Origin of the sequence: Actinosynnema sp. NPDC023794, from assembly GCF_040639675.1 — a bacterium.
Classification (GTDB): Bacteria; Actinomycetota; Actinomycetes; order Mycobacteriales; family Pseudonocardiaceae; genus Actinosynnema; species Actinosynnema luteola.
Genome location: NZ_JBFAFR010000004.1, coordinates 150873 through 174941 on the forward strand (window position 1 = coordinate 150873; position 24069 = coordinate 174941).

Below are 24069 nucleotides of genomic sequence, written 5' to 3' on the forward strand. Positions count from 1 at the left end.
GTCCGCGAGGCACGGAAAGAGTTCGGGAAAACCGCGTCATGGCTGGTCGCCGACGTGGTCGCACCCATATGCGAACCGGTGTCAACGTGCGTCCGCTCGTGCCAGGCGAGCGCACCCCCGCCCCAGCCCCCGGGCCGGGGGTCGCTCTCGTGGACCCCGTGCCCCTCTTCCGCGAAGGACTCGCGGCCGTGGTCCGGCGCACCCCCGCCATGCACTGGCTGGGCGCCACCGGTCACCTGCACACGGCCGTGCGGCTGCACGAGCGGCTGCGGCCCGACGTGCTGGTGGTGGACTCCGCCCTCGACCCGCAGGGCCACCTGGCCACGCTGCTGACGGGCAACGACTCGTCGCTGGCGGTGGTCTCCCTGGTGCGCGAGCCGCACCGGACGGCGAAGTTCGTGCGCTCGGCGCTGACCGCGGGCGTGCGCGGGATGGTGCCGCGCGAGGGCGGCATCAACGACGTGTTGCAAGCCATCGGCCGCACGCACGCCGAGCGCACGTACCTGGACCCGACCCTCGCGCCCCTGGCGGCCGGTTTCACGCCGACCGCAGAGGCGGGCACGCGCCGGTCGCTGTCCCGCCGGGAGTACGAGGTGCTCCAGCTCATCGCGGACGGCATGGAGAACCAGGCGGTCGCGAACGAGCTTTACGTCTCGGTGGAGACCGTGCGCACGCACGTGAAGAACATCCTGCGCAAGCTCCGCGCCCGCGATCGAACACACGCCGTGTCCCTCGCCTACCAGGCGGGCCTGCTCTCCGGCGGCGCCGTCCGACTGGTCTGACGCGGGCGGCTCAGCCGGTGGCGATCTCCCCGTCGGGGGTGAGGCCGAACTCGCGCAGGCGCTTGGCCTCCTCGGTCCGGCCCCGCTCGATCAACAGCTCGTGCAGGGGCAGCCAGGCCCACTGGTCACCGGCGCTGATCCGTGCGCGCAACTCGCGGTCCCGGCCGTGCTCGCGGAGCAACGAGTTGAGCGACGAGGACAGGCCGCCGACCCCGGCGTCGACCTTCGACCGGAGGTAGGCCAGCGCACGGTCGACCTGACCGTCCTCGACCAGCGCCTCCACGATGCCGCTGGACAGCGCGTCGGTGGTCAGACCCTCGGCGTACCGGACCGCCGCGTCCAGGTCGCCCTGCTCCAGCGCCTGCTCGGCCATGAACCGGGAGGCCCGCTCGTCACCGGCGTCGGCCAACGCCCGAACCGCCGCCCCGTCGGCCGGGTCGCCGGACAGGGCCGCCACGTCGACCGGGTGGTCGGCTTCGCCGAACCGCTTCGCCAGCGCGACCGCCTCGGCCCGCCTCCCCCGACCGACCAACAACTTCGCGGCTTCGTCGGCCGCGCTGCCCACGCCCTCCTCGGCCAGTGACACCAGTCCGTCGAGGTCGCCGCGACGGGCGAGCAGGTCCGCCAAGACCCAGTCGACCTCGCGGTTGCCGAGTCCGGCGAACTCGTGGAGGACGTCCAAAGCGCCTTCGACGTCGCCCTTCTCCTCCAGTGCCTCGGCAAGGGCGCACGCGGCGTAGAAGTAGCCCTCGTCGACCAGCTCGCGGAGTCGGTCGAGCCGGTCCTCCTGCTTGAGCAGTTCGGCGAAGGCACCGATCCCCTCGTCGTCGCCGCGCGCCAGGAGGACCTCGTGGGTCGTGATCGCCTTGTCCGTCTCCCCGGCTTGGTCGTACAACTCGGCCAGCTTGCGCCAGCACCACGGCTTCTCCGGGTCGAAGGTCTCCAGCAGCAGCTCGATGGCGTGCTCCGGATCGCCGTACTCGATGAGGTGACCGACGGCGTACTCGTTGCCCTCCGCCGCCAAGCGGGCCACCTCGTCGAAGTCCCAGGCGTCCACGAGCACCCGGTACAGGGCGGCGTCCGGGTGGTCCGAGGCGGTGAGCCGGTCGATCACGTCGTCGGCCGCGGCCCGGTCGCCGGTCGTGCGGTGCAGTTCCACCAGGCCGTGCATCGCCGAGAGCAGGCCGGTCCGCGCGCCGCGGTCGAGCAGGGTGCGGGCGAACCCGTGCAGATGCCGTTCCGAGGCCGCACGGCCGAGCCTGGCCGCGTCGCCGTCGTCCATGACGTGCGACGCGCACGCGTCCCAGAACGCCCGCGGGAGCGCTGTCGCGCGGCGCGTCCGGTCGGCGTGCTGCAAGAGGTAGTCGGCGACCCGGTAGCCGTCGACGGCACCCATCGCCTCGCCCACTGCCACCAGTGGCGCGGTGGCGCCGAGCTGACGCTTGGTCGCGTAGTCCAGCGCCCGCCGGAACCAGTCCGCGGGCGCGGAGGCGCGCTCCGCCGGCGTGCAGTAACCGGATGCCGCCGCTTCGAGGAGGTCGGCGGTGAGGGGCGAGCGCGCTCCCAGCCGCGTGGCGTCGAGGGCGGCCGTCATGACGGCTCGTGCGTACGGTTGCGCGCTTTCCCACCGGTGCACGAGTTGGGGAGCCGCCGCCAGCACCTGCGTCAGGCCGAAGTCCCGGGACGCCAGGGCGACGCGCAGCCGTTCGTCGCGTGGCGCGGTGGCTTCCGCTCGCGAGCGTTCGGCGGTGGTGAACTCCGCGCCGACGTGCACGACCTCCGCCAGCTTGAGCAGGTCCCGCTCGTTCGCGTACCGGTCCTCCGCGGACCTGCCCTGCTCGGTGTAGGCGTCGTAGTAGTCGGGCCACAGCGTCGCGACGATGATCACCCGCCTGGCGAGCAGGCCACGCACCGCCGACGCGCTCAGGCCGTGCTCGCCGTCGAGGTGGGACTGGAGCTCGTCCAGCCAGAGGACGACCCGGTCGAGGCCGTCCAACCCGCGCGCGGCCCCGGGTTGGACCAACGACCGGTCGGGCACGACGTCCCGCACGGCTTCGAACAGCGACCGGGTCTTGCCCACCGACGACCCGCCGACCAGCAGCACGAAACCACCGCGCTCGGCCGCGTCCGCGATCAGGGCGCGCAACCGGGTGTCGACGTCGCGCGGCACGTAGTGGGGCATCGAGGTGTCGGCGCCGACGCTGATCGGCCGGTGCACCCCCAGCCGCACCGGGTCTGCCTCGCGGACGGGAACCGGGGTGTGGCGGGGCGCGGCCTCGGGCGAGGCGGCGAGCACGAAGTCACCGTGGACGTGGCCGACCTGGATGGCGTGACCACCGATGACGGCGTTCTCCACCCGGTTGACGTCGGGCTTGGGCAGCACCGGCCGACGATAGGGGAGATGCTGGTCAGGCGCGTCTGATTCGCCACAACCCGATGGTCGGCCTTGCCGGGGTTACTGACAGGTAATACCCTGTTGTTACCGGTCAGTAGGGGACCGCCCCGACCACGCATGGAGTGAGCGACGAGATGGGTCACTACAAGAGCAACGTCCGGGACCTCGAGTTCAACCTGTTCGAGGTCTTCAACGTGCAGGACCACCTCGGCACGGGGCCGTTCGAGCAGTCCGACGAGGACACCGCGCGCGGCGTGCTTGCCGAGCTCAACAACCTGGCGGTCGGCCCGCTGGCGGAGTCCTTCGCCGACGCCGACCGCAACCCGCCGGTCTTCGACCCGAAGACCCACTCGGCCACGCTGCCGGAATCGTTCAAGAAGTCGTACCAGGCCGTGTGGGACGGCGAGTGGTACCGGCTGTCGCTGCCGAACGAGCTGGGCGGCTTCGGCATCCCCCCGTCGGTCCAGTGGGCGGCCTCCGAGCTGATCCTCGGCGCCAACCCGGCCGTCTACATGTACCTGGCCGGCCCGAACTTCGCCTCGGTCGTCCACAAGAACGGCACCGAGCAGCAGAAGCGCTGGGCCGAGATCATGATCGAGCGCGGCTGGGGCGCCACCATGGTGCTGACCGAGCCGGACGCCGGCTCCGACGTCGGCGCGGGTCGCACGAAGGCCACGCTCCAGGACGACGGCACCTGGCACATCGACGGCGTGAAGCGGTTCATCACCTCCGCCGACCAGGACATGACCGAGAACATCATGCACCTGGTGCTGGCCCGTCCCGAGGGCCCCGGCATCGAGGCGAAGCCCGGCACCAAGGGCCTGTCGCTGTTCCTCGTGCCGAAGTGGCACTTCGACCCGGAGACCGGTGAGTCGACCGGCGAGCGCAACGGCGCCTTCGTCACCAACGTCGAGCACAAGATGGGCCTCAAGGTCTCGACCACGTGCGAGCTGACGTTCGGCCAGCACGGCGTGCCCGCCAAGGGCTGGCTGCTCGGCGAGGTGCACGACGGCATCGCGCAGATGTTCCAGGTCATCGAGTACGCGCGGATGATGGTCGGCACGAAGGCCATCGGCACCCTGTCGACCGGCTACCTCAACGCCCTGGCCTACGCCAAGGAGCGGGTCCAGAGCGCCGACCTGACCCGGATGACGGACAAGACCGCGCCGCGCGTCACCATCACCAACCACCCGGACGTGCGCCGCAGCCTGATGCTGCAGAAGGCGTACGCCGAGGGCCTGCGCGCGGTCTACCTGTACACCGCGACGCAGCAGGACAAGATCGCCATGGGCGGCCCGGACAAGGAGCTGGCGGAGAAGGTCAACGACCTGCTGCTGCCGATCGTCAAGGGCGTCGGCTCGGAGCGCGCGTACGAGCAACTGGCGCAGTCGCTGCAGACGCTCGGCGGGTCCGGATTCCTGCAGGAGTACCCGATCGAGCAGTACATCCGCGACTCGAAGATCGACTCGCTGTACGAGGGCACCACCGCCATCCAGTCGCTGGACTTCTTCTTCCGCAAGATCATCCGCGACAAGGGCCAGGCGCTGGGCTTCCTCAACGGCGAGATCCAGCAGTTCCTCGACAACGAGGGCGGCAACGGGCGGCTGAAGGAGGAGCGGGCGCTGCTCAAGCGAGCGCTCGAAGACCTCCAGGGCATGCTCGGCGCGATGGTCGGCTTCCTGACCAGCTCGCAGGAGGACGTCCGCAACCTGTACAAGGTCGGCCAGAACACCGTGCGCCTGCTCATGACGGCCGGTGACGTGCTCGTCGGCTGGCTGCTGCTGCGCCAGGCCGACGTGGCGCTGACCAAGCTGGACGGTCAGGTGTCGGCCAAGGACAAGGCGTTCTACGAGGGCAAGGTCGCGGTGGCGTCGTTCTTCGCGAAGTCCGTGCTGCCCGAGCTCACCGCCCGCCGCAAGATCGCCGAGGCCACCGACAACGCCCTGATGGACGTGGACGAGGCGGCGTTCTGACCCGGTCGACCAGCCGGAATTGCCAGACCCCTCTGCGAGAATCAAGACAAGGGCTCCCCTGGGCGGGGACGCCTGCGGGAGCTTGAGCTCGGGCGGGGGGCCTGCGAGAACTCGTGGTGAACGCGGCCGGAGGGCGGCGCCCGTGGTGGGCGCCGCCCTCCGGCCGTTCGACGTCAGCCCTTGTGCGCCTTCGCGGCGGCGAAGCAGTACGCGCCGAAGCCGAGGAAGCCGACCGCGATCACGGCCAGGGCGAACACCCCGTACGGCTGCGCGGCCAACGTGTGCAGCGCCTTGTCCATACCGCCCGACTCCGACGGGTCGGCGTTGACCGCGGCGAACGCGACCAGGACGCCGATCAGGAAGTACGCCGCGCCCTTGCCGATCCAGCCGATCCGGCCCAGCCGCTCCACCCACACCCGCGTGCCGGCGGGCAGGTCGGACATGTTCAGGTCGTCCTCGAACGACTTCTTCACGCCCTTGCGCGCCACCATCACGCCCAGCCCCAGCACGAACAACGCCACCGCGCCCACCAGGACCTGCCCGAACGGCAGGGCGAGCACGCGCGCGGTCCACGTCTGCGACTGCTCGGTGCCGCTCTTCTGCGACGTGCCGGTCGCGTAGTTGATCGCGGCGATGCCGATGACCGTGCCGGTGATGGCGCGACCGACCGAGCCGCACTTGCGGTACACGCGTTTGCGCTTCTTCGTCACCCAGCCGTAGCCGGACACGGCCATCGCGAGCTGCCACACCGCGAAGGCGAAGAGCCCGATGGCCAGGATCCACAGCAGAGCGGGACCGAAGGACGTCTGGGCCAGCGCGGCGACCGCGCCCTTCTGGTCCGTCTTCTCCCCGGTGTCACCGAGGACCACTTGCGCCGTCAACGCCGCCAAGAGCACGTGGACGAGCCCGTAGCAGACCATCCCGGCACGCCCGAAGGCCTGCACCGCGGGATGTCTTCGCACTTCTTGCCCGGTGGTAGCCACGATCGGGTGATACCCAATCGCGGCCACCGCGAACCACGAGCCCCGCTCAGCCGCCGGTCTTCGGCGGTTCGCAGACGATCTTGAACTGCGGGTCGTACCGGACGGTCCGGCTCTCCTGGCGCGACTGGCCGGTGCGGCGGTCGGTGATGGTGCGCGTGTCGGTCACCGAGAAGCCCGGCGCGCCGGGGCTCGCCTGGCAGTCCGGCTTGTCGACCTTGCGCTCCTGCGGCTGGGTGTGGTTGAACTCGGCGCTGGTCGACCCCGTGACGTCGTAGTTCTTGGTGCCCCAGAGCACGATCTTGATCGACGACGGGGTCCAGATCGTCTGGATCGCCACCCCGGTCTCGTCCGGGTTGGTGAACTTGATGTCGATCAGGCTGTTGCCCGCGCCGTCCATGAACACCGTGGCCTCGCGCCCCTTCGGGTACCGCGAGATCCAGTAGCTGTGCTCCTTGTGGCCCGCGTCCTTCATGCCCGCGTGGTAGGCCGCGTTGTAGAGCGTGGTGGCGAACTGCGAGATGCCGCCGCCGACCGCCTTGCCGGGCACGCCGTTCTCGATGATGCCCGCCTCGACGTAGCCCTGGGCGGTGCCGCGCGGACCGGTGTGGCCGTTGAGGCTGAACGTCTCGCCCGGCTTCACGATCGCGCCGTTGACCTTCTCGGCCACGACGCGGATGTTGGTGCCGGACGCGGCCACGAAGCCACCGGTCTGGAACTCGCCGATGACCTCCTTGATGCCCATCTTGTTCGCCTGCTCGGTGGTCACCTTCGCGGGCGTGTGCTTGTACTCGGCCTTGATCGCGCGCTCGTTGTCGCGCTTGAGCACGTCGAGCGCCGTGGCCAGGGACTTGTCCCAGTCGATGCCGCGGCCGTCGACCGACTCCTTCACCACGGGCCGGCCGCCCTCGAACACGATCTGGGCGTCCTTGCCCTCCTTCTCCGTGTCCTTCAGCTGCGGACCGGCGTGCTCGACGACCTTGGCGTTGTCGACCTTCGCGGTCAGGCCGCCGTCGTCGGCGGGCTCGAACACCAGCACGGTGGCCAGCTGCTCGGGCGTGAGCGTCGCGTCCTTGCCCTCGCCCTGGATGATCAGCGGCATGGCGGTGGCGGGCTTGGCGACCTCGGCCACCGCCTTCGCCACGCCTTCCTTGGTGGTCTTGACCGGGGTGGTGGCCACCGGCAGCTCGACCGTGCCGCCGTCGGCCCAGCCGGCGAGCAGCCGCTCCGACGCGCCGGCCACGTCCAGCTTCTGGCCCTGCCTCGGGTCGACCGCGATCGGGGTGGCCCCCTCGAAGCGGATGCCGCCCTCGGCCGGCTCGTGGTCGGTCTCGGCGCGCAGGGCCTCCAGCGCGGCGGACAGCTTGCCCGTGTCGCTGCGCGTGTCGAAGCCGACCTCGCGGGAGGTGAAGAACGAGGTAACGCGGGTGATCGGGGACAGCGGCTGGCTGCCCGCGCGCTCCAGCGTGGCGGTCCAGTCCAGCTCCAGGCCGGCGGCCTTGGGGTCGATCGCGGTCTCGACGTCGCCCGCGCGCGCCTTCACCGGCGCGGCCAGGCGGGGACCGATCTCGTCGCGCAGCTTCTGCTCGGCCTCGGGGTGGCTCATGCCGCCGACGTCCACGCCGGCCACGGTCACGCCGCGCGGCACGTTACCGCCCGAGACGACCAGGTCAAGGCCGTAGAGGACGACCAGCACGCCGAGCACGGCGGCGGCGATCAGGCCACCCTTGCGCAGGCGCTTGCGGCGGGCGTCGGCCTCGTCGGCCGCGGTGTCGCCGTCCACCATCACGGGGCCGTAGACGGTGGCCTCCGGCTCCGGGTCGGGCGGCGGCACGGGCGTGGAGAACACCGTGGTGGCCTCCGAGGGCGACGGCTGCGACGGCCGGCCGAAGCCCCCGGGCGGGGTGTTGATCATCTGGGTCCGCTCGGCGGAGGCCGGCGGGTTGAGGGCGCGCGTCGGGTCACCGGACGGCGTGATGGCCTGGGTGGCGTCCGCGCCCCTGGGCGGGGTGTGCTGCGCGTTGCGCGTCGGGTGCTGCTGCGTCACGTTGTGAGAGACGCTCGACGGGCCCGTCGCGTTGTCGTGGCCGTTCGACGGAGGCGTCACGTTGCGGACGGTGGCCGAGGCGTCCGGCTCCGCGTCCGGCTCCTCCTGCGGCCACGCGGCCTCGGCGGGCGCGCCCCCGGTGATCTTGGTGGTCCGCTCCGAGGCGGTGCCCGACGGGCGGACCGGCTCCATGGCCCTGGTCCGCTCAGCGTCGTACTCCGGTCGCTGGTTCTCCGGCACCGCTCCCCCTCTTGCCTTCTCGCAAGGTCCTGGGACTGCTTACCCGAACGCCGTCACGCGTCGATCACGTTTCAGGTGGCTCACAGGTTTCACCGCACTGGTCACAGGTAAAGCCCGGTCCCGTGGTCCGTCCGCTCGGTCGCGGTGGCGTGCACGTCCCGTTCCCTCATGACGAGGTAGGTGCTGCCCTGCACCTCGACCTCGAACTGGTCCTCCGGGTTGAACAGCACCCGGTCGCCGACCTTGACGTGCCGCACGTTCGTGCCGACCCCGAGCACGTCTCCCCAGGCCAGGCGCTTGGCCATCTGGGCAGTCGCCGGGATCACGATGCCACCGCTGCTGCGGCGTTCGCCGTCCTCCGGCGAGATCCGCACCATCACGCGGTCGTGCAGCATCTGGATCTCGAGCTTGACATCGGGCACCAGCAGAGTCTAGATGCCCTCGTCGAGGCCACCCATCATCAGGGGTAGCCGCCGAGGCCCGTCCCTTACCACGCGGATCGGGACGCCCCAGTCCTGGCGGGCCAGTTTGCACACCGGGTGCTCGACGGCCGGGTCGTCCGTGCAGCTCGCGGCCTGGGCGACGACGTGCAGGACGCCCTCGGTGAACCCCTCCGCCACGCGCAGCACGCGAACGAGGTCCGTGCCGACGCCGGCGCCCTCCTCCAGCAGGCCGGGGGGCGAGCTGGTGATCTCCAGGCGGGTGGACGGGCCGAACCGGTCGTCCAGCTTCTGGCCGGTCGGCGGGGTGAACACGACGGCGACCTCGACCTCGCCCGACGCGACCACCGACGGCGGCCGGCGCACCTGGTGCGCCTCGCCGCTGACCAGCTTCGCGCCCGGCGCGACCGGGCGTTCCAGGCGGTGGGCGGCGGAGGCGACGACGACCAGCTCGCCGTCGACCAGGACCGCGTCGGACGGCTCGGCGACGTCCGCGGCCAGCGTGGACACCTCGCCGGTCGACGGGTCGTAGCGGCGGATGGCTCCGTTGTAGGTGTCGGCGATGGCGACCTGACCGCCGGGCAGGACGGTGACGCCGAGCGGGTGCTGGAGCAGCGCCTGGTCGGCCGGGCCGTCGCGGTGCCCGAAGTCGAACAGGCCCTTGCCGATGGCGGTGTGCACGGTGCGGTCGGCGTCCAGCCAGCGCAGCGCGGAGGTCTCCGAGTCGACCAGCCAGAGCCGGTCGCCGTCGGCGGCCAGGCCCGAGGTCTGGGCGAAGAACGCCTCCGCCGCCGGGCCGTCGTGCAGCCCTTCGACGGTGGTGCCGGCGAGGCGTTCGACGCGGCGTTCCCGCGGCTTGAACAGGCCGAGCGTGTGGTTGCCCGCCATGGCGACGACCACGCCGCCCGCGGGCTCCCACCAGGCGACGTCCCACGGGCTGGTGAGGTCGATGGCGTCGGCCGGGCCGTCGGTGTCCCCGTCGCGCCACTGATCGCCGGTGCCGGCGACGGTGGTGACCTCGCCGGTGACGAGGTCGACGCCGCGCAGCAGGTGGTTGACCGTGTCGGCGACGACCGCGTGGTAGCCGACCTCGGCCGCGACGTCGTCGGGCAGCAGCGCGATGCCCGCCGGTTCGGAGAAGGTGGGTTCGAGGCCGTCGCGGCGACCGCGCTCACCCGTGCCGATGCGCCTGATCACGGTCTCGCCGTCGAGTTCGAGCTCGACCAGGCCGTGGTGCGCGGAGTCGCTGACGAGGAGGGTGTCGTTCCCGGTCAGGACGGCTTTCGCGGGGAAGCGGAGCTCGGTCTCGCGGGGCGGCGGCGCGACGTACGGGCCGTCGCCGCGGTGCAGGGTGCCCTTGGCCTCGTGCTCGGCGACGACCTCGGACACGATCTGGCGCAGCGCGTCGAGGTGGCCCTCGCCGGAGGCGACGTGCACGACGTAGCCCTCGGGGTCGACCAGCACGAGCGTGGGCCACGCCTTCACCGCGTAGTTCTGCCACGTCGTGAGCTCGGGGTCGTCCAGCACGGGGTGCTCCACCTCGTACCGCTCGACGGCCGCCTCCAGCGCCGCGGGCTCCGCCTCGTGGACGAACTTGGGCGAGTGCACGCCGACGGTGACCAGGACGTCGGCGAACTCGGCTTCCAGCGGGCGCAGCTCGTCGAGGACGTGCAGGCAGTTGATGCAGCAGAAGGACCAGAAGTCGAGCAGCACGACCTTGCCGCGCAGGTCTTTGAGGGCGATGTCCTGCCCACCGGTGTTGAGCCAGCCCCTGCCCACCAGCTCGGGGGCGCGGACACGGGCGCGGCGGCGTTGAGCGGTCGTCACGCCCCGATCCAACACGACTCGCACACCGACCTATTCCGCCGTCCACCGAGTGGGACGGCCCGCGTGGAATCGGTTCGACTAGCGGGGGCGGCGGACCGTCCGGGGGCCCAGGACGGCGGCGTCCAGGGCCGTCACGCGGTGACGGAGGGCGCGGTCGGCGGTGATCACCGCGCACGGGCGGTCGGGAGGGTTGGCGCGGACCACGTCCACGATCGCGTCGTCGCCCGAGCCGGGGGCGGAGACGACGCGGACGCCGGGCACCGACTCGACGTGCCGCGCCTTGCCCTCGACCACGAGGACCACGTCCAGCGGGCCGGGCAGCTCCGGCAGGCCCCGCTCGGCCACGTCGACGAGGTCGTCGCGCAGGCGGGCGGCGGCGGCGGCGCGGTCGCGCCACCAGCCGTCCGGGACGGAGCCGACGACGTTGGCCGCGTCCACGACCAGGAGCGGGTGCGTCATCGACCCATGCTCTCAGCAAACCCTGATGAAACTGTCGTACCCCGATGGCACCATGGAGTGGTCCATTGGGGGACAGACATGAACACGCAGGGGGACATTGTGATGATCAGGCGCGCCCGCAGGACGACGGACGACACCTGGAACGGCTCGGCCACGGCCAAGTAGTCCGGGCATGGGAAACCCCGCGGTGCTGCCAGGTCGGGGGTCCGACAGCACTGCGGGGTCATCTGGAACATCGATACACGATCGAGGTCTGTTACATCCCCTATCGGGTGTGACAGGTATCACATCGGTTACGTGACGAAGCCCTGCCGCGCGGGAGGTGCGGCAGGGCTTCGTCGTTCCCCCTTCACCAGAGCGCGGACGACGGGGCGGCACACCCGGTGTCGATCGGGTGGTCGTCACGCGCGCCGGAGGAAGTCCCCTCAGCGGAGGGTCGTCACCTGAGCCTGGGCGATCGCCATCAGCTCGTGGCGCATGGCCGGGGTGGGCGCCATGTCGATCGCACGGGCGACAGCCTTGCGGTTGCGAGCCTCGACACGACGAGCGCGGAGCTTCGCAGTGAAGTTCATCGGGGGTTCATCCCTCTCAAAGGTTCTCTCTCGGTGTGTGCCTCAAGTATGCACCCTTCAGAGCGCCGACGCACCCGATTATCCGGTGAGGTGCCGCACATACCGGCGAATCATCGGCAGTTACGCCGTGGTCCCCGACGATTCGCCTGGAGTGCGCCTGCTGGACCGGATGCGCGTCGACACACTCTCTAGCGTGCGCGCTAGATCACCCAATGCAACCGAAGTGAGCAGATAACCGCAGGTCAGCGCGCAGGTCAGTCCTCGCGGCCGAGCAGGAACCGGCCGAAGTGGGGCACGGTGAACGCGATCTGCCCGCGTTCGGCCGAGTACACGAGCCCCTTCTTGATCAGGCTGTCCCGGGCGGGCGACAGCGACGACGGCTTGCGGCCCAGGTGGTCGGCCACCTGCGCGGTGTTCACGCCCGCGTCCTTGCCGTCGGTCAGCTCCGCCATCGCCCGCAGGTACTCCCGCTCGGCCGGCGTCGCCCGCTCGTACCGCGACCCGAAGAACCCGACCGCCAGCTCGGCGTCCGCCTCCGGCGCGGCCACCGCCACGTCCATCGCGGTGATCGGGTCGGCCGGCGCGGCGTCCCACGCCGCCTTGCCGTAGGCCTGGATGAAGTACGGGTAGCCGCCCGAGGCGTCGAACAGCGCGTCCAACGCCTCCGGCTCGATGCCCGCCTCCTCGCGGTCGACCGGCGCGAGCACGGCGCGGTCGGCGTCCTCCCGGCTCAGCCGGTCGATCCGCACATACCGGAACAGGCGCTCCGAGTACGACTTCGACGCCGACAGCACGGCGGGCAGGTGCGGCAGCCCGGCGCCGACCACGACCAGCGGCGCGCCCGACTGCGACAGCTCGTGGCACGCCGCGCACAGCGCCGAGATGTCGTCCGCCGGCACGTCCTGCATCTCGTCGATCAGCAGCGCGACGCCCGTGCCCACGTCCTGCGCCAGCTCCGCGACCTCGGTGAACAGCTCCACCAGGTCGATCTCGATGTCACCGGAGTCCGCCCGACCGACCGCCGCGGGCACGTCGATGCCCGGCTGCCACCGGTCGCGCAGCTTCGCGTCCTCGGGGTTGGACCGCAGCGCGAACGCCTTCAGCACGCCGAGCACGGACTCCACCCGGTCCGGCGCGCGGTGCCGCACGGCCAGGTCGCGGATCGCCCGGTGCAACGCGGCCGACAGCGGGCGGCGCAGCCCGGCCTCCGGCCGTGCCTCGATCTTCCCGGCGCCCCAGCCGCGCTTGAGCGCCATCGACCGCAGCTCGCCGAGCAGCACGGTCTTGCCGACGCCGCGCAGGCCGGTGAGCACGAGGCTGCGTTCCGGCCGGCCGCGCGCGACCCGTTCGAGCACGACCTCGAACGCGCCCAGCTCCTTGTCGCGCCCCGCCAGCTCGGGCGGCCGCTGGCCGGCGCCGGGGGCGAACGGGTTGCGCACCGGGTCCATCCTCGGAAGGTATCGAGGTGTCTAGAGCCGATCCAATACTCCGGCCGTGTCGTCGGGTATTCGTGAATCTAGTGTGAGAGCTATATAGCGCTATCAAGTGGGATGGACGGTAGCGTCGTGCCATGGCTGAGGTGGTGACGAAGGGCGTCGGCAAGGTCGAGCGGACCGCCGACCGCGCCGAGGTGCACGCGAGCTTCGAGACGCTGGGTTCGACGCGCAACGAGGCGGTGGAGTTGCTGACCGCGCGGATCGCCGGTGTGGAGCCGGCGCTCGAACGGCCGGGCGTCGAGGTGCGGTCGCGGCAGCTCAACGTGCACGACAACTGGGACGGCAAGCGCCGTTCGGGCAGCCGTGCCGTGCAGAACTACGTGGTGCGGATCGACGACGTGGCCGGGCTCGACGGTCTGCTCGGCGCGCTGGTGACCGCTGAGCCGACCTGGCTGAACGGGCCGACGTGGCAGCTCAAGGACGACGTGGACGCCGTCCGCGAGGCGCAGCGCGAGGCCGTGCGGGACGCGCGCCGGCGTGCCGAGGGCTATGCCGAGGCCCTCGGCGCGCGGCTGGGGCCGCTGCACCGGCTGACCGACGGCGACGCCGAGGCGTGGGCCGCCGAGTCGCACCTGATGAGGGGGGCCGGTTACGGCGGCGCGCCGGGCGTGGCACCGCAGATGGACCAGCTCAACCTGGAGGCGCAGCAGATCGTGGTCACGGTCCGCTGCACGGCCTCGTGGACGCTCCTCGACTGACACCCTGCGTGTTCCGAGCGTTGAACTCGGGGGTCCTGAACGTAGGACACGCGCGACCTGAACGTAGGACACGCGCGTTCTGGACGTAGGACTCCCGGGTCAGCTGCTCGATTTCGGTTGGGACAGTTCGACCACGACCGAGCGGTTGCGGGCGGCGGCGTCGGGGATCAGGTCGCCGGCGTTGTCGAGGTCCACGGCCAGCGGCGAGGTGAAGCCCAAGCCGAGCACCTCGGTGAACGCCGCCCGGCTCACGCCGAGCTCCACCAGCGCCGACACCACCCGCTGGCCACGCCGCCGGGTCAGGTCGTCCGCCGCTTCGGCCGACGCCGAGCTGGCCGTGCGGGCGATGACCCGCGCGGTGGTGCGGCCGTCGAACTTCTTCGCCACCTCGGCCAACGCCTCGCGCGCGCCCGGCGCGAGCTCGTCGCTCCCCGCCTTGAACAGCACGGAACTCGGCAGGTGCACCAACCCGTCCTGGTGCACGACCTGGCCGATGTCCACGATCGGCACCTCGGCCCGGCCGATCGAGGCGCCGCCGGGCACCGGCTCGGTGTCGTGCGTGCAGCTGTTCGCGCCGAACTTCGCGCAGACCCCGAGCCACAGCTGGACCAGCGACTCCCGCGCGGCCGGGGGCAGCTGCGGCTGGTCGCCGACCACCTGGCCGAGCCCGGAGAAGATCACGTCCTTGCCGGTCAGCCCGGGCAGGGCGTCGTCCGGCACCGACGCCACCACGGCCGCGACGTCGAAGTCCAGCCCGAGCCGCGTCAGGTCGAGCGGGCCGGTGGTCTGCAGCCCGCTGCTCTGCAGCACGAGCACCGCCGGTCCGTCCGCCGAGGCCATGTCCGCCAGCACGGACAGCGGGTCGAGGTCGGTGCTCGTGCCGCCGAGCCCGCTGAGCTGACCGGCCAACCGACTCAGGTTCTGCTCGAAGCCGAGCCGGCGCCGCGCCGCGTCGCCCTCGATCTCGTTGCCGTCTCGGATGGTGAAGTCCTCGTCCGAGTGCGCGCTGCCCGAACGCTCGCCCTGCCGGTACACGACGACCCTGGTCGCGCCCTCGTCGACGGCCGCCGACAGCCGGTCGACGACCGTCCTGGTGAGCTGGACCCGGGGCTCGTTGGCCGACGCGGTCACCCCGATGCGCACGGTGGTGGCTTCGCGGGAATCCTCCCCGCAGGCAGCACAAGACGCCGCCACCAGCACGACTGCGGCGAAGAGCCGTGAGTGGTTCATGCATTGGAAACGGAATGAGAACGCGTTGTGTTACCAATAACACCCGTTCGGCCTAATATCGGCCCTATCGCTCCACGATCGCCGTAACGCCCTCACCACCCGCCGCGCAGATCGAGATCAGCCCGCGACCCGAGCCGCGCTCCGCCAGGAGCTTCGCCAGCGTGGCCACGATCCGCGCGCCGGTGGCAGCGAACGGGTGCCCGGCGGCCAGCGACGAGCCGTTGACGTTCAGCTTCGACCGGTCGATCGGGCCGAGCGGCGCGTCCAGCCCGAGCCTGCCCTTGGCGAAGTCCGCGTCCTCCCACGCCTTCAACGTCGCCAGCACCTGCGACGCGAACGCCTCGTGGATCTCGTAGAAGTCGAAGTCCTGCAACGCCAACCCGGCCCGCGCCAGCATCCGCGGCACCGCGTACGCGGGCGCCATCAGCAGTCCCTCCCCGCCGTGCACGTAGTCGACCGCCGCCGTCTCGGTGAACGTCAGGTAGGCCAGCACCGGCAGGTTCCGCGCCGCCGCCCACTCCTCCGACGCCAGCAGCACGGCCGACGCGCCGTCGCTGAGCGGCGTGGAGTTGCCCGCCGTCATGGTCGCGCCCTCGCCGCGGCCGAACACCGGCTTGAGCTTCGCCAGCTTCTCCACCGACGAGTCCGGCCGCAGGTTCTGGTCCCTGGTCAGGCCGAGGTGCGGCGTGACCAGGTCGTCGAAGAACCCGCGGTCGTACGCGGCGGCGAGGTTGCGGTGGCTGGCGGCGGCCAGCTCGTCCTGCTCCTCGCGCGCGATGCCCCACTCGCGGGCGGTGATCGCCGCGTGCTCTCCCATGGACAGGCCGGTGCGCGGCTCGCCGTTGCGCGGCACGTCCGGCACGACGTGCCCGGGCCGCAGCTTCAGCGCCGCCTTGAGCTTCGCGCCCGCGCCCCGCGCCCGGTTGAACTCCAGCAGCACGCCGCGCAGGTCCTCGTTCACGCCGATCGGCGCGTCGCTGGTGGTGTCCACCCCGCCGGCCACGCCGACCTCGATCTGCCCGAGCGCGATCTTGTTCGCCACCGCGATCACGGCCTGCAAGCCGGTGCCGCACGCCTGCTGCACGTCGTAGGCGGGCGTCTCGGCGGACAGCCTGCTGCCCAGCACGGCCTCGCGGACCAGGTTGAAGTCGCGGCTGTGCTTGAGCACCGCGCCCGCGACCACCTCGCCGAGCCGTTCGCCCTGCAGGCCGAACCTGCTGACCAGGCCGTCCAGGGTGGCGGTGAGCATGTCCTGGTTCGACGCCGTGGCGTAGGGGCCGTTCGACCGGGCGAACGGGATGCGGTTGCCGCCGAGGATGGCTACTCGGGCCATGTCGTCCTCCAGGGTGGTGGGCAGGTAGCCGGTGGGCAGGGACGGGGACAATGTTACCTACTCATCAGTAGACTTACTAGCGAGTAGGGAGTGTGATGTCCCCATGGATCGTTACCAGTCGTTCGCCAGGTCCGGCCTCGGGCGGTTCGTCGTGGGCAAGCTCGGTCTACCCGACCCCCACCCGTTGCGCCGCCACTCGCCCGACGAGCCGCCGTTGGCCGGGCCCGTGCTGATCGGCGGTGGCGGTCGGCTGGCCGACGCCGTCCGCGTGGCGGTGGGGTCCGCGGGCCTCGACCTCGACGACACGGGGCACGGCGAGCGGTACGGCGCGCTGATGTTCGACGCGTCCGGCATCGACTCGGTCGAGCGGCTGCGCGAGCTGCACGAGTTCTTCCAGCCGGTGATCCGGTCCCTCGGCCCGTGCGGCCGGGTGATCGTCTTCGGCACGCCGCCGGAGCTGGCCGAGTCGCAGGTCGCGCAGCGCGCGCTGGAGGGCTTCACGCGCAGCGTCGGCAAGGAGCTCAAGCGCGGCGGCACGGCCCAGCTGGTGTACGTCGCGCCCGGCGGTGAGGGCGCGATCGAGTCGACCGTGCGGTTCCTGCTGTCGGGCCGGTCGGCGTACGTGTCCGGGCAGGTGGTGCGGATCGGTCCGGCCGACGTGGCGCCCCCCGCCGACTGGGACCGGCCGTTGGCCGGGAAGGTCGCGCTGGTCACGGGTGCCGCGCGCGGCATCGGCGCGGCTATCGCCGAGGTGCTGGGACGTGACGGCGCGACCGCGGTGTGCCTGGACGTGCCCGCGCAGGGCGACGAGCTGTCGGCGGTGGCCAACCGGGTCGGCGGCACCGCGCTCCAGCTCGACATCACCGCACCGGACGCGCCCGCGCGGATCGTCGAGCACCTCGTGCAGCGGCACGGCGGCGTGGACGTCGTCGTGCACAACGCGGGCATCACGCGTGACCGCACGCTCGGGCGGATGGACTCGGACCGGTGGGACGCGGTGATCGCGGTGAACCTGGCGTCGCAGGAACGGGTCAACGAGGCGCTGCTCGCGGCCGACGCGCTGCGACCCAACGGGCGGATCGTCGGCGTGTCGTCCATCGCGGGCATCGCGGGCAACGTCGGCCAGACCAACTACGCCACCACCAAGGCGGGTGTGATCGGCATGGTCGACTCCCTGTCGAGGCAGGTCGCGGGCCGGGCCACGGTGAACGCCGTCGCGCCCGGCTTCATCGAGACCAGGATGACGGCCGCGGTGCCGTTGTTCATCCGGGAGGCAGGCCGCCGGATGAACAGCCTGTCGCAGGGCGGCCTGCCGGTGGACGTCGCCGAGGCCATCGCCTGGTTCGCGCACCCGGCGTCGGCCGGGGTGAACGGCAACGTCGTGCGCGTGTGCGGGCAGAGCCTGCTGGGGGCGTGATGGCGAACCTGACCCTGCTCTACGCCAAGGCCGCGCTGACCGGGTTCACCCGGCGCGGCGACGTGCTGCCGCAGTCCTCCTCGGACGTCGAGGTGACCGTCGACCCCGGCCACCTGGCCCGGTACGACAAGGTGTGCGGGTTCGGCGTGCGCGACGAGCTGCCCATCACGTACCCGCACGTGCTCGGGTTCGAGTCGCAGATCAGGCTGATGACCGGGCCCGGCTTCCCGTTCCCGCTGCCCGGCCTGGTGCACGTGGCCAACCGGATCAGGCAGCACCGGCCCTTGCGGGTGTCCGAGCCGCTGTCGCTGCACGTCGCGTTGGCGGACCTGCGGCCGCACGAGCGCGGGCGGCAGTTCGACGTGGTGACCACGGCGTCGGTGGACGGCGAGGAGGTGTGGGTCGACGTGTCGACCTACCTGCGGCGGGAGGGCGGCGCGTCGAAGGAGCAGGCGGCGCGGGCCGAACCACCCGCGCCGACGGCCCGGTGGCGGCTGCCCGGCGACCTCGGCCGGCGGTACGCGGACGCGTCCGGCGACCGCAACCCGATCCACCTGCACCCGTTGACCGCCAAGGCGTTCGGCTTCCCCCGGGCCATCGCGCACGGGATGTGGTCGAAGGCGCGGTGCGTGGCCGCGTTCGAAGGACGGCTGCCCGACGCGTACGAGGTCGACGTGCGGTTCAAGGCGCCGATCCCGCTGCCGGGCGAGGTCGACTTCTCCTCCGCCCCCGCCGGTGACGGGTGGCGGTTCGCGCTGTGGTCGGACCGGCCGCACCTGGAAGGCGTGATCAGCGGCTGACGTTGTCGGCCAACGTGCGCAGGAGGGCGCGCAGCCGTGCGGTGTCCTCCTCGCCCAGGTTCATCGCCTCGCCCATCGCGGGCGGCACGTCCTTGGCGCGTTCACGCAGCTCGTCGCCCTGCTCGGTGAGCACGAGCCGGACCGAGCGCTCGTCGTCGGGGCGGCGTTCGCGGCGGATCAGGCCCGCCGCCTCCAGCCGCTTGAGCAGCGGCGAGAGGGTGCCGTAGTCGAGCTGGAGCGCGGCGGCGACGTCCTTGACCGGCACCGGACCGCGTTCCCACAGCACCAGCAGCACCAGGTACTGCGGGTAGGTCAGGCCGAGGTCGTCCAGCAGCGGCCGGTACCGCGCGGTGACGGCCCGCGACGCCGCGTAGAGCGCGAAGCAGAGCTGGTCGTCCAGCTCCAGGCTGAAGTCCCGCATGCGTCCTCCCTTGTGACGCGAGCCACGATACACCTGCACCCATTTAGATTGTGCACGATGTAATCGCGAGCTATGTTTCGTGTTGTCAGGTTCGACCGCACGACATCGAGGAGCCCGAGATGACCGTCCTGGAACCGGCCGCCGCCGAGTTCGCCGCCGCGACCGCCAACCCGCCGTACCTGTTCGACCTCGGCCCGGTGGAAGGCCGCCAGGCCGTGGACGGCGTCCAGGCCGGCGAGGTGTTCAAGCCCGAGGTGGACGAGGAGTGGGTGAACGTCGGCGAGGTGCCCGTCCGGATCGTCCGACCGGCCGGCGCGACCGGCGCGCTGCCCGTCGTCCTCTACATCCACGGCGCAGGCTGGGTGTTCGGCAACGCGAAGACGCACGACCGGCTGGTGCGCGAGCTGGCCGTCGGCGCGGGCGCGGCCGTGGTGTTCCCCGACTACAGCCTCTCGCCCGAGGCCCACTACCCCGTGGCACTGGAGGAGAGCTACGCCGTCGCGCGGTGGATCGTCGCCGAGGGCGCCGCGCGCGGGCTCGACGCGTCGCGCCTGGCCGTGGCAGGCGACTCGGTCGGCGGGAACATGTCGGCGGCGCTGACGCTGCTGGCCAAGGAGCGCGGCGACGTGGCGTTCCGGCAGCAGGTGCTGTTCTACCCCGTGACGGACGCGTCGTTCGACACGCCGTCGTACCGCGAGTTCGCCGAGGGCTACTTCCTTCGGCGGGACGCGATGCAGTGGTTCTGGGACCAGTACACGACGTCCGAGGCGCAGCGCGCGGAGATCACCGCCTCACCCCTGCGGGCCACGGTCGAGCAGCTCACCGACCTGCCGCCGGCGTTGGTGATCACCGCCGAGGCCGACGTGCTGCGCGACGAGGGCGAGGCGTACGCCAACAAGCTGCGTGAAGCGGGGGTGCCGGTGATCGCGGTGCGCTACCAGGGCGTGATCCACGACTTCGTGATGCTCAACGCGCTGCGCGAGACCCACGCCGCCGAAGCCGCGATCAGCCAGGCGGTGGCCGTGCTCAAGGGCGCGCTGGCCTAGGCGTCGCCTTCCGGGGCGGACCGCCGTGACGGCGGGTGCCACACGTCGCCCGCCACCAGGTCCCCGAAACCCATCCACACCAGGTTCATGAGCCGGGCGGCGACGACGCCGGCCGGCTCCTCGGGGTTGTCGAGCCACCAGTCGGCCAGCGACTCGCCGGCGCCCACCAGTGCCGCGGCCAGCGACTCGGCCTCCTTGTCGCCCGCCCGCGGCACGTTGGTGAAGTCCGACGAGTGCACCAGCAGCGCCGCCACCAGGCTGATCGCCCGGCCGCGCATGTCGGCCAGCTCCTCGGCGAACGGACCGCCCTGCGAGGACGCCTGCCGGTGCAGGACCTGCCAGCTCGCGCGGTTCTCGCCGACGAACCCGAAGAACGCCCGCAACCCGCTCCACAGCTGGACGTCCGGCGGCTCCTCGGCCTCGACGCCGTTCGCGATCGCCTCCATCATCCGGGTCGCCTCACGGCGGATGCAGGTGGCGAACAGCTCTTCCTTCGAGCCCAGGTACGCGTACAGCATCGGTTTGGAGATGCCCGCGACCTCGGAGATCTCGTCCATGGACGCGGCGTGGAACCCCAAGCGCGAGAAGACGTCCACCGCGGCGTCCATGATCTGCCGCTCGCGCACCGCGCGCGGCAGCCTCTTGGCCCGGCCCGCGCGGACCGGTTGCTCTGCGTGCATCGCACCCCCTCCGATGGCTGGGGCAAGATTACTCCGCGCCCCTTGCCGCCTTACCTACTCACCAGTAGGCTTACCTGCCAGTAGGTAGCGGAGGTGCCACATGACCATCGACCTCACCACCGAGGCGATCGCGAAGCTCAGCCCGCAGGAGCTGATCTCAACGCTCAAGCAGGTCGATCCGGGCGACCCGGCGCTCAAGGACGTCGACATCGACGTCATCGCGCGCGGCATCGACCCGAAGAAGCTCGGTCGCGACGAGTTCGCCGACCTGCTCGACGCGCTGGGCGCGCTGGCCGACGGCGGGGCCGACCTCGACCTGGCCAAGATGGACCCGCAGAACTTCGCGCGGATCATCTCGCGCGCGGCCAAGGACCAGATCGAGGCCGTGACGTCGCGGCCCGGCCTGCGCGAACGCGTGCTGGACGAGGTGTTCCGACGCATGGAGGCACACTTCCGCAGCGAACGCGCGGGCGCCACGCGCGCCGTCGTGCACTTCCGGCTGACCGGCGGGTTCGACGGCGACGACGTGTACGAGGCGATCATCGAGAACGCCGAGTGCACGATCAACAAGGAGGAGACCCGTGACCCCACGGCCACGGTGACGTTGGGACCAGTGGAGTTCCTGAAGCTCGCGACCGGCAACGCGTCGGCCCCGGTGCTGTTCATGACCGGCAAGCTGAAGGTCAAGGGCGACCTGGGCTTCGCGGCCGGGTTCATGAGCTTGTTCAACATTCCGAAGGCGTGAGGGGACCATGGGCGGTTTTTCGCTGGAGCTCAACGAAGACCAGGTTGACCTGCGCGACTGGGTGCACGGCTTCGCGAAGGACGTGATCCGGCCGGCGGCGTCGGAGTGGGACGAGCGCGAGGAGACGCCGTGGCCGGTGATCCAGGAGGCGGCGAAGATCGGCCTGTACGGGTTCGAGTCGCTGGCCACCTGGTTCGCCGACCCCATCGGCCTGTCGCTGCCGATCGCGACCGAGGAGCTGTTCTGGGGTGACGCCGGCATCGCGTTGGCGTTGATGGGCACCGGGTTGGCGGCGGCGGGGATCTTCGCGTCCGGCTCGCCCGAGCAGTTGGCCGAGTGGGTGCCCGAGTGCTTCGGCACCGAGGACGACCCGAAGCTGGCGGCGTTCTGCGCGTCCGAGCCGCAGGCCGGGTCGGACGTGGCCGGGTACCGGACGCGGGCCGTGTACGACGAGGCTACCGACGAGTGGGTGCTCAACGGGCAGAAGGCGTGGGCGACCAACGGCGGCATCGCCAACGTGCACGTGGTGACGGCGGTCGTGGATCCGGCGCTGGGTGCGCGTGGCCAGGCGGGCTTCGTCGTGCCGCCGGGGACGCGCGGGCTGTCGTCGCCGGGGAAGATCCGCAAGCACGGGATGCGGGCGTCGCACACGGCGGACGTGTTCCTGGACGACGTGCGCGTGCCCGGCCGGTGCCTGTTGGGCGGCAAGGAGAAGCTGGACGCCAGGCTGGCCCGTGCCCGTGAGGGGCAGAAGGCCGGCGGGCAGGCGGCGATGGCGACGTTCGAGACGACCCGCCCGACCGTGGGCGCGATGGCGGTGGGCGTCGCGCGTGCGGCGTACGAGTACTCGCTGGAGTACGCGAAGGACCGGTCGGCGTTCGGTCGGAAGATCATCGAGAACCAGTCCATCGCGTTCGACCTGGCGAACATGAAGATGGAGATCGACGCCGCGCGGCTGCTGGTGTGGCGGGCGGCGTGGATGGGCCGCAACAACGTCCCGTTCACGGCGGGCGAGGGCTCGATGTCGAAGCTCAAGGCCGGTGAGGTCTCGGTGTGGGCGACGGAACGTGCGATCCACATCCTGGGCGGGGCCGGTTACACGCGTGAGCACCCGGTGGAGCGGATGCACCGCGACGCGAAGATCTTCACCATCTTCGAGGGAACGAGCGAAATCCAACGATTGGTGCTGGCCAGGGCCATCTCGGGCATGTACATCCGCTGATTTGATCTTCCCAGGCCGTCCTCAGGCCGTCTGGGAAGCGGACGGGGTCTTCGGGACGCGGAAGACCCCGTCCACTGCTTTCCGGGCGCGCTGGTGACTGGACGGCATCAGGTGCGTGTAGGTGCGGAGCGTGAAGCCGGGGTCCGCGTGGCCCAGGTACTCCGCCAACTCCTTGATGGACACTCCCTGCGCCAGGAGCACCGACGCGTACAGGTGCCGCATGGCGTGCATCCCGTCCTGCCGCTTGGTGTACGTCAACCCGGCCCGCTTGAAGGCCGGCACCCAGACGAGCTTGTTGAACAGGTCGCCGTTCCAGGGCTTGCCGTCCCCGCGGACCATGAGCAGGTTTACCGTCACCGGGTCGCCGTCCGGAGCATCCCAGGGCAGCGTCACAGCCGTAGGCGGGTACATCTCCAGGTAGGCGTCAATCGCCGCCAGGACGCCCTTGGACAGCGGCACCTGGCGCTCCTTGTTCCGCTTGGGCAGTGAGAACACCAACGTGCGGTTGATCAGCCTGACCTGTCGCCGGACGTTGATCACCAACGCGTCCCGGTCGACGTCGTCGGGCGAGAAGGCCAGGATCTCGCCCTGCCGCAGACCGCACCCCGCGCCGAGCTGGGCCACGACCTTGAAGCGCGCGTCCAGCGCCATCCGCAGCTTGTGCACGCGGGACTCCGGCCACGGCACGACCTTCCGAGACGACCGCTGGGGACGCTTGATGCTGTTGACCTTGCACGGGTTCCGGTGGATGCGCTTGTCGTCCACAGCGGAACTCATGATCGAGGACAGGGTCTCGAACAGCACCGCCTGGTAGGTCGGGCCGAGGCCCTGCTCCTGCATCACGCCCAACCACTCACGGATGACCTGAGGGGTGATCGAGCCGACCTGGCGGTGCGCGAAGAACGGGTACACCTGACTGCGGAGCCGACTCGCGATCGTCTGCCTGGTCGCCGCATCAGCCGAGTAGCCCATGAGCCAACTCGCGGCCTGGACCTCGAACAGCACCTTTCCCGCGTTGGGGTCGATGTACTTCCCCTCGCGCTTGTCGGACTCCATTTCGATCAGGAAGTCTTCGGCTTTCTTCTTCTGCCGATCCGGAAAGCTCCTGGACCGCTCGACGCCGTCCGGGTCGAAGTACCGCACCTTGTACCGCATGCCAACGCCGTACAGCGAGGTCTTGACCCTGGTGACCTGCTCAGTCACCGGGTCCTTGACCTCCTTCCACCAACGATCTTGGACATGCCCCATGGCACACCTCTCCTGTGT

21 protein-coding genes are annotated in these 24069 nt (G+C 71.1%); 8 read left to right on the top strand and 13 right to left on the bottom strand.

Annotated features, from left to right (window positions below):
* The first annotated feature begins 149 nt into the window (after positions 1-149).
* The gene (locus AB0H12_RS11980) at positions 150-782 is read left to right on the top strand and encodes a response regulator transcription factor (RefSeq protein ID WP_499622751.1); all 633 of its coding nucleotides are present in this window, start codon (positions 150-152) and stop codon (positions 780-782) included.
* Positions 783-792: 10 nt separating this feature from the next.
* Here the strand turns inward: AB0H12_RS11980 and AB0H12_RS11985 are convergent, their stop codons facing one another.
* The gene (locus AB0H12_RS11985; RefSeq protein ID WP_499622752.1) at positions 793-3165 is read right to left on the bottom strand and encodes a tetratricopeptide repeat protein; all 2373 of its coding nucleotides are present in this window, start codon (positions 3163-3165) and stop codon (positions 793-795) included.
* 146 nt (positions 3166-3311) lie between these two features.
* On the opposite strand from AB0H12_RS11985, the gene AB0H12_RS11990 reads away from it, so the two are divergent.
* Positions 3312-5150 carry an acyl-CoA dehydrogenase gene (locus tag AB0H12_RS11990; protein WP_499623164.1) on the top strand — a complete coding sequence of 613 codons (1839 nt, stop codon included), beginning with the start codon at positions 3312-3314 and terminating at the stop codon, positions 5148-5150.
* 173 nt (positions 5151-5323) lie between these two features.
* On the opposite strand, the gene AB0H12_RS11995 is transcribed toward AB0H12_RS11990, so the two are convergent.
* The 7 genes from AB0H12_RS11995 to AB0H12_RS12025 all read right to left on the bottom strand — a co-directional run bounded on the left by AB0H12_RS11995 (position 5324) and on the right by AB0H12_RS12025 (position 13163).
* The gene (locus AB0H12_RS11995) at positions 5324-6133 is read right to left on the bottom strand and encodes a DUF1206 domain-containing protein (protein WP_499622753.1); all 810 of its coding nucleotides are present in this window, start codon (positions 6131-6133) and stop codon (positions 5324-5326) included.
* Positions 6134-6179: 46 nt separating this feature from the next.
* Positions 6180-8417, bottom strand: coding sequence for a VanW family protein (locus AB0H12_RS12000; protein ID WP_499622754.1), 2238 nt, complete (start codon positions 8415-8417; stop codon positions 6180-6182).
* A gap of 101 nt (positions 8418-8518) precedes the next feature.
* Positions 8519-8812 carry a GroES family chaperonin gene (locus AB0H12_RS12005; RefSeq protein WP_230570863.1) on the bottom strand — a complete coding sequence of 98 codons (294 nt, stop codon included), beginning with the start codon at positions 8810-8812 and terminating at the stop codon, positions 8519-8521.
* A gap of 36 nt (positions 8813-8848) precedes the next feature.
* Complete coding sequence (locus AB0H12_RS12010; RefSeq protein ID WP_499622755.1) at positions 8849-10684, bottom strand: NHL domain-containing thioredoxin family protein; 1836 nt, start codon at positions 10682-10684, stop codon at positions 8849-8851.
* A gap of 78 nt (positions 10685-10762) precedes the next feature.
* The gene (locus AB0H12_RS12015) at positions 10763-11143 is read right to left on the bottom strand and encodes an NTP pyrophosphohydrolase (RefSeq protein WP_499622756.1); all 381 of its coding nucleotides are present in this window, start codon (positions 11141-11143) and stop codon (positions 10763-10765) included.
* Between the two features lie 425 nt (positions 11144-11568).
* The gene (locus tag AB0H12_RS12020; RefSeq protein ID WP_170211556.1) at positions 11569-11715 is read right to left on the bottom strand and encodes a hypothetical protein; all 147 of its coding nucleotides are present in this window, start codon (positions 11713-11715) and stop codon (positions 11569-11571) included.
* 254 nt (positions 11716-11969) lie between these two features.
* Positions 11970-13163: an ATP-binding protein gene (locus AB0H12_RS12025; protein WP_230570839.1), complete on the bottom strand. Its 1194-nt coding sequence runs from the start codon at positions 13161-13163 to the stop codon at positions 11970-11972.
* A 122-nt stretch (positions 13164-13285) separates the two neighbouring features.
* On the opposite strand from AB0H12_RS12025, the gene AB0H12_RS12030 reads away from it, so the two are divergent.
* On the top strand, positions 13286-13909 hold the full coding sequence (locus tag AB0H12_RS12030; RefSeq protein WP_230570840.1) for an SIMPL domain-containing protein: 624 nt from the start codon (positions 13286-13288) through the stop codon (positions 13907-13909).
* Positions 13910-14008: 99 nt separating this feature from the next.
* On the opposite strand, the gene AB0H12_RS12035 is transcribed toward AB0H12_RS12030, so the two are convergent.
* Positions 14009-15139 (bottom strand): OmpA family protein, encoded by a 1131-nt coding sequence (locus AB0H12_RS12035; protein WP_499622758.1) that lies wholly within the window; start codon positions 15137-15139, stop codon positions 14009-14011.
* Between the two features lie 64 nt (positions 15140-15203).
* Positions 15204-16472, bottom strand: a complete 1269-nt coding sequence (locus AB0H12_RS12040) for an acetyl-CoA C-acetyltransferase (protein ID WP_499623166.1) — start codon at positions 16470-16472, stop codon at positions 15204-15206.
* Positions 16473-16575: 103 nt separating this feature from the next.
* Between AB0H12_RS12040 and AB0H12_RS12045 the strand changes: the two genes are divergently transcribed.
* Positions 16576-17889 carry a 3-oxoacyl-ACP reductase gene (locus AB0H12_RS12045; RefSeq protein WP_499622759.1) on the top strand — a complete coding sequence of 438 codons (1314 nt, stop codon included), beginning with the start codon at positions 16576-16578 and terminating at the stop codon, positions 17887-17889.
* Positions 17889-18689: a MaoC/PaaZ C-terminal domain-containing protein gene (locus tag AB0H12_RS12050; RefSeq protein WP_499622761.1), complete on the top strand. Its 801-nt coding sequence runs from the start codon at positions 17889-17891 to the stop codon at positions 18687-18689. Before AB0H12_RS12045 ends, AB0H12_RS12050 begins: the two co-directional genes overlap by 1 nt.
* Here the strand turns inward: AB0H12_RS12050 and AB0H12_RS12055 are convergent.
* Entirely contained in the window at positions 18679-19110 is a 432-nt protein-coding gene (locus AB0H12_RS12055; RefSeq protein WP_499622762.1) for a MarR family winged helix-turn-helix transcriptional regulator, read from the bottom strand. The two genes, AB0H12_RS12050 and AB0H12_RS12055, sit on opposite strands and share 11 nt — an antisense overlap.
* A gap of 119 nt (positions 19111-19229) precedes the next feature.
* On the opposite strand from AB0H12_RS12055, the gene AB0H12_RS12060 reads away from it, so the two are divergent.
* On the top strand, positions 19230-20156 hold the full coding sequence (locus AB0H12_RS12060) for an alpha/beta hydrolase (protein WP_499622763.1): 927 nt from the start codon (positions 19230-19232) through the stop codon (positions 20154-20156).
* Here AB0H12_RS12060 and AB0H12_RS12065 read toward each other — a convergent pair.
* A complete protein-coding gene (locus AB0H12_RS12065; protein ID WP_499622765.1) occupies positions 20153-20836 on the bottom strand; it encodes a TetR/AcrR family transcriptional regulator in 684 nt (227 codons plus the stop codon). The genes AB0H12_RS12060 and AB0H12_RS12065 overlap by 4 nt on opposite strands.
* 100 nt (positions 20837-20936) lie before the next feature.
* Between AB0H12_RS12065 and AB0H12_RS12070 the strand changes: the two genes are divergently transcribed.
* Together AB0H12_RS12070 and AB0H12_RS12075 are read left to right on the top strand one after the other, a co-directional pair.
* Positions 20937-21581: an SCP2 sterol-binding domain-containing protein gene (locus AB0H12_RS12070; protein WP_499622766.1), complete on the top strand. Its 645-nt coding sequence runs from the start codon at positions 20937-20939 to the stop codon at positions 21579-21581.
* Between the two features lie 7 nt (positions 21582-21588).
* Positions 21589-22803, top strand: coding sequence for an acyl-CoA dehydrogenase family protein (locus AB0H12_RS12075; RefSeq protein ID WP_499622767.1), 1215 nt, complete (start codon positions 21589-21591; stop codon positions 22801-22803).
* A gap of 21 nt (positions 22804-22824) precedes the next feature.
* Here AB0H12_RS12075 and AB0H12_RS12080 read toward each other — a convergent pair whose 3' ends face one another.
* Entirely contained in the window at positions 22825-24006 is a 1182-nt protein-coding gene (locus tag AB0H12_RS12080; protein ID WP_499622768.1) for a tyrosine-type recombinase/integrase, read from the bottom strand.
* Between the last annotated feature and the right edge of the window lie 63 nt (positions 24007-24069).